At 60.7% G+C, this 13,669-nt stretch carries 5 protein-coding genes; 1 reads left to right on the top strand and 4 read right to left on the bottom strand.

Going from position 1 to position 13,669, the window contains the following annotated elements; all coding sequences use genetic code 11:
• Nucleotides 1–64 precede the first annotated feature (64 nt).
• Nucleotides 65–1,612 carry a MocR-like pyridoxine biosynthesis transcription factor PdxR gene (gene pdxR / locus AC515T_RS28640; RefSeq protein WP_496530882.1) on the top strand — a complete coding sequence of 516 codons (1,548 nt, stop codon included), beginning with the start codon at nt 65–67 and terminating at the stop codon, nt 1,610–1,612.
• A gap of 43 nt (nt 1,613–1,655) precedes the next feature.
• Here the strand turns inward: pdxR and AC515T_RS28635 are convergent, their stop codons facing one another.
• The 4 genes from AC515T_RS28635 to AC515T_RS28620 all read right to left on the bottom strand — a co-directional run bounded on the left by AC515T_RS28635 (nt 1,656) and on the right by AC515T_RS28620 (nt 13,333).
• The gene (locus AC515T_RS28635) at nt 1,656–6,257 is read right to left on the bottom strand and encodes a dermonecrotic toxin domain-containing protein (RefSeq protein ID WP_496530881.1); all 4,602 of its coding nucleotides are present in this window, start codon (nt 6,255–6,257) and stop codon (nt 1,656–1,658) included.
• Between the two features lie 124 nt (nt 6,258–6,381).
• On the bottom strand, nt 6,382–11,001 hold the full coding sequence (locus AC515T_RS28630; RefSeq protein ID WP_496530880.1) for a dermonecrotic toxin domain-containing protein: 4,620 nt from the start codon (nt 10,999–11,001) through the stop codon (nt 6,382–6,384).
• Nucleotides 11,002–11,189: 188 nt separating this feature from the next.
• On the bottom strand, nt 11,190–12,290 hold the full coding sequence (locus tag AC515T_RS28625; RefSeq protein ID WP_496530879.1) for a polyamine ABC transporter substrate-binding protein: 1,101 nt from the start codon (nt 12,288–12,290) through the stop codon (nt 11,190–11,192).
• Between the two features lie 11 nt (nt 12,291–12,301).
• Nucleotides 12,302–13,333, bottom strand: a complete 1,032-nt coding sequence (locus AC515T_RS28620; RefSeq protein WP_496530878.1) for a histone deacetylase family protein — start codon at nt 13,331–13,333, stop codon at nt 12,302–12,304.
• Between the last annotated feature and the right edge of the window lie 336 nt (nt 13,334–13,669).

Here is a 13,669-nt window from a genome sequence, read left to right as displayed (position 1 = left end):
GGCTATTGGTCTGTTGTAAGAGCCACTTCCGGCCAATTCGATAGGTCCATTCGTGAGGGCTGTCATGCACAACGCCGTGCCGCCACTGTCGTTCAACCCCGCTGGCATCGAGCTGGACCGCCGCCAGGGGCTCAGCCGCCAGCTTTACCAGGCGTTGCGTGCCCGGGTGCTGGACGGACGCCTGGCCAGCGGCACGCGCCTGCCGGCCAGCCGCGATCTGGCGGCGGCCTTGTCGATTTCGCGCAACAGCGTGGTGCGGGCCTACGACCAGCTCTACGCCGAGGGTTTCATCGAAGGACGGGTCGGTGACGGTACTTACGTGGCCAAACTGTCCTCGACGGCACTGCCGCTGAAAAACATATCCACAAAAGTATCCACAGGGTTTTCAACAGGCTTACCCACAACCTTATCCACAGATTGGCTGGATTTGCCTGTGGTTCCATCCAGTAAAGTTATCCACAGCGACGCGTTGAACCGCGTCGAAAACCACCATTTGCCCCAGCCGCCCAGTGGCCCGCCGCGAGCATTCAGGGTCGGTGTGCCGGCTTTCGATCTGTTCCCTTTCGACGTCTGGGCCAAGCTGAATGCGGCTTTCTGGCGCAAGCCGGACCTGCAACAGCTGTGTTATGGCGATTCCCAAGGGGACGCGCGCTTGCGCGGGCTGATCGCCGCTTATTTGCGCAGCTCCCGGGGGCTGCACTGCACGGCTGAACAAATTGTGATCACCAGTGGCGCACAGCAGGGCATCAGCCTTTGTGCACAGCTGCTGGTGGACCCGGGCGACGTCGTGGCGGTGGAAAATCCCGGCTATCGCGCGGCCGGGCATGCGTTCGCCGTGGCCGGTGCCGATGTCCGGGGCGTGCCGGTGGATGGCGAGGGCTTGGATTGCACGGCGCTCGGTGGGTTGAGCCATTGTCGGCTGGCCTATGTCACCCCGTCCCATCAATACCCGACCGGGGTGGTCATGAGCCTGCCACGGCGCCTGGAACTGCTGGCCTGGGCCGAACGCAACGACGGCTGGATCGTCGAGGACGACTACGATGGCGAGTACCGCTACAGCGGCGCGCCCCTGGCGCCCTTGGCGGCACTGGATCGTCAGGGGCGGGTGCTCTATGTCGGCACATTCGGCAAAGTAGCATTCCCGGCCCTGCGCCTGGGCTACCTGGTGCTGCCGCCAGGCCTGGTCAACGCCTTCGCCCGGCGCCGCGCCGTGGACGTGCGCCATTCTGAAGTCAGCACCCAGGCGGTGATGGCCGAGTTCATGGCCGCCGGGCATTTCCAGCGGCATATCCGGCGCATGCGCAGAGCCGCCCTGGCCCGGCGTGATGCGTTGCTGGCGGGCTGGCCGAAGGCGATCGCGGGAGTGGGTGCGATGCCCACCGTGGTGGCCGGGCTGCATGTCACGGTGCCGGTGGACAGCGTTGAACGTGAGCGCGAACTGATCGCCCAAGCGGTCAGCGCAGGCGTGGAAGTCAATGGCTTGAGTGGCTATTGGTTGCCGGCGACAACACCGTCCCAGGTGCGCGCCGGGTTGGTGCTGGGGTTCGCGGCCGTCCCGCCAGCGGCGATAGACATCGCGCTGGCGGGCCTGGCGACCGCCTGGAAAATCTGAAGACGCGGAACCAGGACATCTGTGGATGCCCTGGTTTTTACCGTCATGATTGTTTTGGAAAAAACACTTCCTTGGCCTGATCCACGGCAATTTCGCTGCGGTAATGCTCCATCAGTTGCCGCGGATTAAGTGCCTGGGTGGACTCGACGCTTATCCCTTGACTGACCTGCTCAGGTGTTCTCAAACGCGCGGAAAGGAACGCATGAGGTGGCACCCAGTTCCTCGAGTAATGGAAATCGGCAAACCAGAGGGTCTTAGTGGTGGTCAGGTCCTTGATCTCATACCGGTCGAGATAGCCATGGACAGGGACTTTGATGCGTTGCCGATTTTTTTGCTTGGTGATGGAAATCTGGTTTCGGCTCTTAAGCCAGATGATGTCGCTCATGGTCGGCGGCCGTTGCTTGATGACGTTCAGTACGGTTTCGAAGCTTTCGTCGTGAAGGGTTTTCGACGCCTTCTTGAGTGCCGTGCGCGTGGATTGCGCCACACGTTGTTGCTCTGCCGAAATACCCACCGTTTCGTTCGACGCACTGTCCAGGCCCTTGGTGATTGCGATGGCGACTTTCTCCATTCGGTTGGCGTGTGCGTTCAGAAGCAGGCCGATACCGGTGGGTGACCGCTCTGGCTTCTTCGTGTATTGCTCGACCTGGGCCTTGAACGCCACCAAGCCGTCGAGCAGCGCCTTGCCCTTGGTGATGCTGGTTGCCAGCGCCGGGACGGCCAACGGCGTGTCGGTATTCACATGGGGCAGCCACTCGCCGGTTTCCTTGCGATGGAAGGTGGCGATGATGCGATCCGTGAGAGGGTGTTTGACATCGACCCAATCGGTTTCTTCCAGGGTCTTGGTCAAACGGGGTTCCCCGCTGACCAGGCCCCAAAAACGCGCCCGGATGAATTTCTTCCTGGGCCTTGGGCGTTCCCGATAAGGGCCGGCTTCGCTTCGCCGGTTGCTTCTTTCATCGAGGGCGCGGGCCAACTGATTCAACGCCCGTTTTTTAAGATTGCCGACCTGCCTGCCCAGTCGATTGAGTTCGGTTGAACGGACGCTGTCCTTGTATTCCTCGCCCAGGTATTGGAGATGCTCTTGGATGGCGGTGAACTGCTCCGTCAGGCTGCCGAATGTATCGATCTGCTCGTCCAGGCGGATCACGCTGCGTTCATCGATGGCGTCGTGCAGGCTTTGAAATGCGATCGTGGTGTTATCGACAAGCTGGTTCATGTCGGCCCAGCCTTCGGGAATGTCGGGGATGCTTTCCAGTGACAAGCAAAGGTGGCGATACATGTCCAACTGGATGAGCCGAATCGCATCGCTCGTGTAGGACGGCATCCTCCCCCGGTGTTGCCGGAGCAGTTCAACGCCTTCGCGCCCGACCTTCCTCAGCCTGGAGAAGCGCGTCTCCATGTAATCCAGGCGCTCGATCATGTCGTCACCGATTCTGATCATGCTGTCGGCGGCATCAACGTGTTCTTGCTCCACGTGCTCGATGCTTGAGGTGGTCATGTCCACGGCGGTTTTCAGGGCCGGGGCGAATCGCTCCTGTAAGGTGTCTATCTCTTCGAACGTGAAGTTGATTTGCGCGTTCAGGTAACCGAGCCTGGCTTGAGGTGCGTCGGGCCTTGATTGGAAGACGGGCCACTGAATCAAAATCTCCAACGCTTCTTCGTAGCTTTCCCGCTGGGTTTTCAAGGTACTCAAATAGACGTTGCGCCGGGCCTCCCTGGAAGCGCCCGATGCCTGGCTCATTTCCTTGGCGTTCATGGTCAGCAGCTTCTGGTTCTGGGTTTTCCTTTCCTCGAACCGGTTCAGTTCGGCAAGCAGTCGGTTGCTGAGGCGTTTCGCATCCGCGATGACTTTCTGCCTGACGCCTTTTGAGCCGCTGCCGCGCAAACGCAGGCGAGGGTCGATATGCCATTCTGCCGCTGCATTATTGATCAGGGGCGGACCGGTACGCGTGGGGTCGTTTGCATCGACGATGGACACATGCTCGCCCTCCACCGTCACGTTGAACCACTGGCTGGCGATTTTTGCGTACCAGTTCCCGCCCTGCTGGTAGAGCCCTTTGAGCGCGCCTTCGATCATGGGCTGTTCGGCGTTTTCAGGTTCGCTCACGCTGAAGGACTCAAGCAGCTTGGCGCGTTTTGCCGGTTGGTCCGTCAAGGCACCGCTGGCGCGGATGGCGTCATAGTGCTCAGGTGACGGTTTTTTGTGCGTTAACGGGGCGAGCCGCTCGATCACGAGTTCAGGTTTTGTCGGGCTTTGCGATTCATGCACGACCGCTGGCGCCGCTGGTCGACGGCTGTCCGCGTTTTCCCGGGCGCGGTCGATGGCGTGAGTCGTGATCGCCATGGCCATGTTCAGCAGCAGGTCGACGAAGGCTTCCCAAGTGGCTTGGCGGTTGGAAGCTTCGTCGCTCTGGGTCAACGTTTCAAGGTCGTCCAGAATTTGCCAGAGCCAGGCCGCGGTGCCCACGGCGCTGCCCAGATAAGGCAGCGCCAGGTTGAAAATCAACCAGCCGGCCTGTTTGAAGGTGGCCCACCGATTTTCGCTGTTGGACACCGATTGCCGATCGGCCAGCTCGACCAAGGCATCGGCGTTGGCTTTGAACAGCTGCGGCAGGAAGTCAGCCCCCAGGGTTTCCTCGCGCAAACCGATGGGGGCGCTATTGAGCCATGACGACACAGGGTCGGCCGCAAACTCTGCAATGGCCCAGGGCGAAGGCAGGGCGCCGGGGAAAACGAACCGGCTGTAAGTGGCACGTACCCCATCGGGCAGCCACGCCAGTACCGATTGGCGCAAGGAGGCGGTTTGCCGGATGGCGTAGATCAAGTTGCTGAACGCCGGGTACTGACACAGCTGCGGCTCCAGCAACGGTCGATAAAGCAGGCAGGGGCCTGCATCCGGATCTTTCGGGCCGATCACGAACATGTTGGTGACGACGTCTGCCGAGGTGCTCAGTGCATGCTTGGATTCGAACGCCAATTGGCGCAGGACGATGGTTTGCCCATCGACCTGGCGCTCGGATTCCTTGGGCTCCATCAGCGCGGCGACATAGCGATAACCCCGTTCATCGATGTCCCCCAGGCCACGGATTTTGCTCTCCAGCGCCAACAGCGGTAACTGGATGCGTAACTGAGCGGTGTAGAGGTTTTCGCGCCGGGTGGATTCGGCCGGATCGTCGAGGAGTGTGTGCTTGATCAGGTTGGGATAAACGCGACCGATGTCGATTTGGGTGACGAGATTTTCGACATAATCGGCGGTCATCCATTTGGGTAACGCATGGCCGTCGAGTGACCTGACTATTTTGTCCCCCAGGGGCAGCGCAATCAGGTTTTGCAAGGCCAGCTCAACGAGGCTGAACCGCGTGGTTTGGATTTTGCCGGGGACCACGAACGACCCCCAGACCACCGGGCTGCGTATCTGGACCTCGATGTTTTCCAGGTCGAGGGTCGAGGCGTCGGCATGGTCCGACAGCATCTGCTGCTTGAGCCTGTTCAACGCGTACTGCTTGATGGAGGGAATACCCTCCAGGTAGGTCTTGCCGGCATGGGCGCTGCCCAGCGCCGAAAGGTTCTTCAGGTGTTGGGCGAACAGGAACTGGTCGGATGTCGACGCGGCTTGCAACCAACCGGGAATCTGTTTCTGAAACCAGTCCTCGGCAGGTTCGTTATCCCTGTTCGGTCCGTCGTTGTCCGCCTGTGCGCTCTCGTCGGCGATCAGGCCTTCCAGGAACCCGGGGTCCCCGATGACTTTGACCTGCATGGCGATCAGCCCGCAGGCCTTGTGATCGAAGACATTGCCGTCGGGTTCATACAGCCGCCACTGGATTTGTGTGCGGTTGGCGCTGTTCAGATGAGTCGGCAGGGATTGACCCAATGCGTCTTGTGAATCGAACTTCTCATAACCGTTGCGCAGCGAGTACGTCAGAATGACTTCTTTGCGGTCGATCTTTCCGATCAAGACCACGATCGAGTTTTCGTTCACGCGGCTGACCCTGTCGCCGTCCATTTCATCGATATCGATCAAATAGGCATGGCTGTCATAGCGGTCATGGCGCTTGCGGTCCTGCAGGTCCGGGTAAAGGAACAACTGCCTGGCCATGTCGCATTCAGTCGCCGTCCAGCCCGGGACCTGGCTGACGTTCCAGAGCTTGCGCAGGTTGCTGGAAAGCTCATGCCAGCGGGGGCCAGAGGTGCCGAGCGGCGTGTTCCAGTACACCAGTTGTTGTTCCTGGAAAGCGGACGTCATGGCGGGGACCAGTTCGTTGATCAGCAGTCCGATCAGGGTGATACGCACCGGCAGATGCACCGGCGGAGAAGTGAGGGGCAGCTTTGTCAGAAAATGCAGCCCTTCGATCAGCAAGGTCGACTCGCTCTCACCCACGCGCTCGGCCAACAGATCGCTGAGGGATTTATAGCGGGTGGGAAGCGCCACGATGTTGCCGTCGACGACGTCCCAATTCGGTTCGCCGACCACCGTGTTGTGTGGATCGAGGTCCAGCGTCGAGTACATTCTCTTGAGGGCTTTGTGCAGCAGCAGGCTGGCAACCTCCGAGGAGGTGGGCCCTGCAAGCATTTGATTGAGCACCGCCTCCCTGAGGCTGACTTCGGAGGTAAAACTCATGGTGGTTGCGACGGTTTCTGTCATTTTACTTTCCCTGTCTGGTGATACGTGGACCCCCCCGAAGCCGAGTGCTTCGGGGGTTCCATGCTAGGGAGGGGCATGACAGCGAAGGTGGTAACTATGTATATGCAGCCGTACGGCGTCCGGGTCACCCGTGTTTTTTCTGGAAGAACACCTCCTTGGCTTGGTCCGCGGCAATTTCGCTGCGGTAATGGTCGATCAATTGACGCTGGTTGAACGCCTTGGTGGGGACGAGGGGGGAGGCCTTCTGGTCGATTTGCTCAAGGGTTTTCAAGCGCCCGGACAGAAACGCATAGGCCGGCACCCAGTTGGTCGAGTAACGGAAGTCGGCGAACCACAGCGTTTTATTGGTTTTCAGGTCCTTGATTTCATACCGGTCGAGGTAGCCGTACGGCGGGGTCTTGATCCGTTGCCGGGCCTTTTGCTTGGTGATGGAAATCTGGTTGCGGCTTTTAAGCCAGATGACGCCACTCATGGTCGGTGGGCGGCGCTTGATGACGTTCAGTACGGTTTCAAACCCCAGGACGTGAAGGGCGCTCGCCTCCTTTTCCAATTGCAGGCGCAAGGCCTCGGCCGAGCGCCGTTGTACGGCGGGAAGCTCCGCTGTCTCGTTGGACTCGACGCCTTGCGCCTGGTCGAGGGCCTTTTGAATGGCCGCGCTGACTTTTTCCATCCTGCCGGCATGGGCGTTGAGGATCATCCCGATGCCGGCGGGCGTTTGGTGCGTCTGCTCTACGGTTTGCTCGATCTGTGCCTTGAACGCCGTCAATCCGTTGATCAGGTCGGTGCCCTTAATGATGCTGGTGGCCAATGCCGGGACGGCGGCCGGCGTGGCGTCGGGCTTGACGTGAGGAATCCACTCGCCGGTTTCCTTGCGGTGGAACGTGACGATGATCTCGCCCGAAAACGGATTCTTCACGTCGACCCAATCGGTTTCCTCCAGGGTTTTCGATAAACGCGGTTCGCCACTGACGAGCCCCCAGAAGCGCGCCCGGATGAATTTTTTCCGGGGTCTTGGGCGCAGGTCGTAAGGCGAGGTTGCGATGCGCCGGTTGCTTCGTTCATCGAGGGCGGCGGCCAAATGGCGCAATGTGCGTTTCTTGGCCAGGCCAATCCCGGTGCGCAGTCGAGTGAGTTGTATCGGGCGGGCGCTGCCCTTGTATTCATTGGTCAGGTATTGGAGATGTTCGTCGATGGCCGTGAACTGTTCGATCAGGCTGCCAAAGGCGTCGATCTGCTCGTCCAAGCGGATCACGCTGCGCTCATCGATCGCGTCGCGCAGGCTTTGGTACGCCACCGTGGCGTTATCGACAATCTGGTTGATGGCCTCCCAGCCCTCGGGCATCGACTCGACGCTTTCAAGGGACAGGCAGAGGTGGCGAAACATATCGAGCTTGATCAGTTGCAGGTCGTCACTCGTGTACAGCGGCATCTTTTTACGGTGTCGTCGGACAAACTCGAAGCCTTCGTGGCCCACCTCCTTGAGCTCGGCGAAGCGGGTTTCCATGTAGTCCAGGCGCTCGATCATGTCGTCACCGACGCGGATCATGCTCTCGGCGGTATCGATATGCGCTTGCTCCAGCACCTTGACCCCGGAGGTGATCATGGCCTTGGCCTTGCCCATGACCGGGGTGAAGCGTTCGTTCAGCGCATCCATCTCCACGAAGGTGAAGTTGATCTGCGCGTTCAGGTAGCCGAGCCGCGTTCGGGGGTAGTCGGGCCGGGACTGGAACACCGGCCATTCCAAGAGGATCTTCAAGGCTTTTTCGTAGTTTTCCCGCTGGGCTTTCAAGGTGTTGACGTAGGTGTCGCGCTTGGTTTCCTTGGCTGCGCCCGTCGCCTCGTTCATTTCCTGCGCCTGCATGGTCAGCAGCTTCTGGTGCTGCGGCTTCTTGGCTTCGAACAGGTTCAGTTCCAGCAACAGCTCGATTCGGCGACGTGTCGCCGCGGCGATGACTTTCTGCCTGACCCCTTGCGACCCGCTGCCGCGCAGACGCAGACGCGTATCCACGTGCCACTCGCCCTGTGCATCACCCATCAGGGGAGGGCCCGCGCGGGCAGGGTCCTTCTCATCGATGATCGATACCTGTTCGCCCTCTACCAGCACCTTGAACCATTTGCCGGCCAAGTTGGCGTACCAGTCGCCGGCCTGCTCATAGAGCCCTTTGAGCGCGCCCTCGGTCTGGCGTTGGCCTGGGTCCTGGGGCGCTTCGAGGCTGAAGCTGTCGAGCAGCTTGGTGCTGTCCCTCGACCGGCCCATCAAGGCGCCGCTGGAACGAATGGTCGCGTAGTGCTCGGTTGGCAACGCCGTGCTGGCAAGCGGCACCTGTTGCTCTATCACGAACTCAGGTTTTGGCTTGGGCAGGTTTTCCAGTTCGTGCACCACTACTTCCGGTGCCTCTGGCCGGCGCGGACGTCGGGCGGCCCTGGCGCGGTCGATGGTGTGGGTAATGATCGCCAGGGCGATGTTCAACAGCAGGTCGGTGAACGTCTCCCACTTGGCCTGGCTGTCGGCCCCTTCGCGGTTCTGTGTCAGCTGTTCCATCTCGTCGAGGATCTGCCAGAGCCACGCCGCTGTGCCGACGGCCGTTCCCAGGTAAGGCAACGCCAGGTTCAGCATCAGCCAGCCGGCACGCTTGAAGGTTTGCCAGCGACTCTCGTGGTTGGAGATCGACTCACGATCGGCCAACTCGACCAAGGCTTGGGCGTTGGCTTTGAACAACAGCGGCAGGAAATCCGCCCCCAGGGTCTTGTCGGTCAAGCCGATGGGGCCGCTATTGGCCAAGGACGTCAACGGCGCGGCCACGAACGCCACGATGCTCCAGGGGGAGGGCAGCAGGTCCGGGAACACGTATCGGCCGTAATCGTCACGCACCCCATCGGGCAACCAGGCCAGCACCGATTGGCGCAAGGCAGGCGTTTGCCTGATCGCATACAGCAGGTTGCTGAACGACGGGTATTGGCACAACTGCGGTTCGAGCATCGGCCGATACAACAGGCAGGGCCCGGCGTTCGAATCCTGGGGGCCGATGACGAACATATTGGTCACCACGTCCTCCGAGCTGCCCAATTGCAGCTCCGGGACGAAGGCCAGTTGGCGCAGGACGATAGGGTTGCCGTCCACCTTGCGATCGGCTTCGTCAGGTTCCATCAGGGCGGCGACGTAACGGTAGCCCTTTTCGTCCAGGTTACCTTGGCCACGGATCTTGCTTTCCAAGGCCAGCATCGGCAACTGAATGCGCAACTGGTCGGTGTAGAGTTTTTCGCGGCGGGCCGACTCCGTCGGATCGTCGAGCAACTTGCTCTTGACCCGTTCAGGATAAACGCGACCGATATCGATTTGGGTGATGAGGTTCTCGAGGTAGGTGACGGTCATCCATTCGGGCAGCTCACTGTCGTCCAGCGACTTGACGGTTTTGTTGCCCAGGGGCAGCGCGATCAGGTTTTGCAAGGCCAGCTCCACCAGGCTGAACCGGGCCGTGTCGACCCTGCCGGGCACCACGAAGCTCCCCCAGATGACCGGGCTGCGCACCTCGATCTCGATGGTTTCCAGATCGAGCTTCGAGGCGTCGGCATGTTCCGACGCCATCTGGGTTTTCAAGGCGTTCAGCGCGTAGGCCTTGATGGAAGGAATATCGTCCAGGTAGGTTTTGCCGGCATGGGCGTGACTCAAGATCGACAGGTCCTTCATGTGCTGGGCAAACAGCACCAGGTCGGATGGCGAGGCCTTCAGCAACCAATGGGGCATCTGTTTTTGATACCAGGCCTCCACAGTCTCGTCACCGACCTCCACGGTGGACTGGTTGGTTTCACGGAACGTAACCGTGTCCGAGGTGTTAGCAGTACCGACGATTCTGACCTGCTCGGCGATCATCCCGCAGGCCTTGTAATCGAAGATATTGCCGTCGGGCTCATACAGCCGCCATTGGATGTTCCGGACGCTGTCCGGACCCAGATGGGCGGGGAGCGATTGCCCTAGTGCCTGTTGGGTGTCGAACCGTTCATAGCCATTGAAGATCGAGTACTTGAGGATGACTTCCTTGTTGTCGATCTTGCCGATCAGCACCACGATGCTGTTGTCACTCATGCGTTGCACGTGATCCCCGTCGATGCCGTCGATATCGATCAGATAGGCATGGGCGTCATAGAGGGGATTGTCCTGGCGGCCTTGACGTTCGGGATAACGGAACAAATACCTGGCCATGGCGCATTCAGTTTCACTCCAACCCTTGACCCGCGTGACGTCCCAGGCCGTGCGCAGCGCACCGGAGAGTTCATGCCAGCGCGGGCCGGCGTCGTCGACGGAGGCATTCCAATAGGCCAATTGCTGTTCCTGGCAGGCCGTCAGCATGGCCGGTTGCAGTTCGTTGATCAGCCGCCCGATCTGGTCGATCCGCACGGGCAAATGCACGTCGGGGGTCGTGAGGGGGAGCTGGGTCAAAAAGTGTAGCCCTTCGATCAGCAGCGTCGGGCTGCTGTCGTTCAACAGTCCGGCGAGCATGTCGCTGAGGGTTTCATAGCGCGTCGGGCGTTCGATGATTTCGCCGTCGACGATGTCCCACGCCGGCTCGCCGACCACGGTGGTGTGTGGGTCGAGGTTGAGCGTGGGGTAGAGCTTCCTGAGGCCGTCCCGCAGGAGGATGGCGGCCACCTCGGGGTAGGTGGGGCCGGCGAGCAGCCGGTTGAGCACGGTGTCCTTGGGGTCGGTTGCGGGCTTGAGGCGTGTGGGTGCAGAGCTTTGTGTCATCGGAGTCTCCCTGACTTGTGCGACGTGGAGTCCCGGAGCGAAACGCTGGGGGACTCCATGCTAGGGCGGCACAAGACAGGGAAGGTGGTAACTATGTATAGCGCGCCGTACGCCTATGGCGCACGCCAACCCCGTGGCGAGGGAGCTTGCTCCCGCTTGAGCGCGAAGCGCTCACACAGCATTAAACCTCACTGTCCAGATTTGATCCGCGTCCAGGCACGCGTGCGCGCACGCTCGGCATCCCTGGGCAACGGTTGCAGGGTGTAGAGCGTGGTCATGGCCGCTTCAGTCGGGTACAGGTTGGGGTTACCGCGGATCGCCGGGTCGACCCTCTCGGTGGCGTCCTTGTTCGGGTTCGGATAACCGACAAAATCACTGACCGGCGCGATCACCTGCGGTTGCAGCAGATAGTTGATGAAGGTGTAGGCGTCGTCCGGGTTTTTCGCGCCTTTGGGGATGGCGAGCATGTCGAACCAGATCGGCGCGCCTTCCTTAGGCAGACGCATGTCCACGGTCACGCCGTTCTTGGCATCCTTGGCGCGGTTGGCCGCTTGGGAGAAGCTGCCGGAGTAGCCCACCGCCACGCAGATATCACCGTTGGCGATGTCAGCCATGTACTTGGATGAGTGGAAGTAGGTGATGTGCGGACGGATTTTCATCATCAGCGCTTCGGCCTTGGTGTAGTCCGCCGCCTTCTTGCTGTTGGGGTCCAGGCCCAGGTGCTGCAAGGCCAGGGGCAGGATCTCCGACGGCGAATCGAGCAGCGCCACGCCGCACTGCTTGAGCTTGCTGATGTTCTCTTCCTTGAAGATCAGGTCCCAACTGTCCACCGGCGCGTTGTCGCCCAAAGCGGCCTTGACCTTGTCCGGGTTGAAACCGATCAGGATGGTGCCGTACATGTAGGGCACGGCGAATTTGTTGCCCGGGTCGTTGGCTTCGATCAGCTTCATCAGCTTGGGGTCGAGGTGGTTCCAGTTCGGCAGCTTGCTGCGGTCCAGAGGCTGGAACACCCCGGCTTCGATCTGCTTGGCCAGGAACACGTTGGACGGCACCACCACGTCATAGCCGGAATTGCCCGTCAGCAGCTTGGCCTCTAGGGCCTCGTTGGTGTCGAAGATGTCGTAGATCAGCTTGACCTGACTGTTCTGCGCCTTGAAATCCTCCAAGGCCTTGGGCGTGATGTAGTCGAACCAGTTGTAGACGCGCAAGGTGCGCTCCTCGGCCTGGACAGCGCCGCAAAGCAGCGCGGCACACACGGCCGGAGCCATTAAACGCTTGAGTCTGTTCATGCTGTTGTTCCTCATTGGGCGCTTTGGAAACCTTCAAGAACGTTCACGGCATTGATGCCGATTTCTGCCACCGCGTAACCGCCTTCCATCACGAACAGCGTCGGTTTGCCGAGCGCCGCGATGCGTTTGCCCATCGCCAGGTAATCCGGGCTGTCGAGCTTGAATTGCGAGATCGGGTCGTCCTTGAAGGTGTCCACGCCCAGGGACACGACGATGACGTCGGCGTCATAGCCCCGGATTTGCCCGCAGGCCTGCTCCAGCGCCGCGCTCCAGGTGTCCCAGCCTGAGCCCGCCGGCAAAGGATAGTTGAAGTTGAAACCCTCGCCTTCACCCTCGCCATGCTCGTCGGCATACCCCAGGAAAAACGGAAACTCCGCCTCCGGATGGCCGTGGATCGACGTGAACAACACATCGCTGCGCTCATAGAAAATCGATTGGGTGCCGTTGCCGTGGTGGTAATCCACATCGAGGATCGCGACCTTCTTGTGGCCCTGGTCGAGAAAGGCCTGGGCGGCGATGGCGGCGTTGTTCAAGTAGCAATAACCGCCCATCAAATCACCGGCAGCGTGGTGCCCCGGTGGGCGGCACAAGGCAAAGGCACTGCGCGCACCACGCTGGATGTCCGCCTGGGCGGTGAGGGCCACTTGCGCGGCGCTGTAGGCCGCCTGCCACGTGCCAGCGGTGATCGGCGCGCCGGCGTCGAAACTGTAGTAACCCAGTTGGCCGTGCAGGCTGGTGGGGATGACCGTGCGAAAGGTCCGCGCTGGCCAGGTGAAGGGCAACAAATCGCCGTCGCGGTTGTACTTGGCCCAGCGGTCCCAAGCGCCTTTGAAGAATTCCAGGTACGCCGCGCTGTGGATACGCTGGATCGGCCCCAGGCCAAAATCCTGCGGCGCCTCCACCGGCCCCAGCCCCTGCGCCTTGACCCGCTCCAACACATGATCGGCCCGGGACGGCATCTCGAAACAGGGCATCAGTTGCCCGTCCATCAACTCGCAGCGGCCGTGGTGCAGGTGGTGATCGTCGGAATAGATCGTCAGCATTTTTTTGTTCTCCGCAAGGCTGGTCGGTTTAGACACAGTCTTGCGGCGGGAGGCGTTTCAGAGAACGGCAGGAGAGGCCAAAAGGGGATCGAAATGGCCAAAAGGTTTGACCGTAAATCGCCCCTTGTTGGCGCGGGTGTGCGCGGGGTTGGGGCATGGAGCCCCTGTGGGAGCGAGCTTGCTCGCGATGGCGGCGGCACATTGCAGCCTGATCTAACGGATGTAAGAGGTCCGTGGCCAGAGCTTGCTCCCGCTCGGCGGCGCAGCCGTCGTAAACCGGCTGATGCGGTTTGTCTGGAAGAATGCGTCAGCCTGTTTTGGGGCGGCTTCGTCACC

Source organism: Pseudomonas sp. FSO-7, from assembly GCF_059579345.1.
Note: the sequence above shows the minus strand (reverse complement) of the source record. Positions and strands in the feature narration are given on the sequence as shown.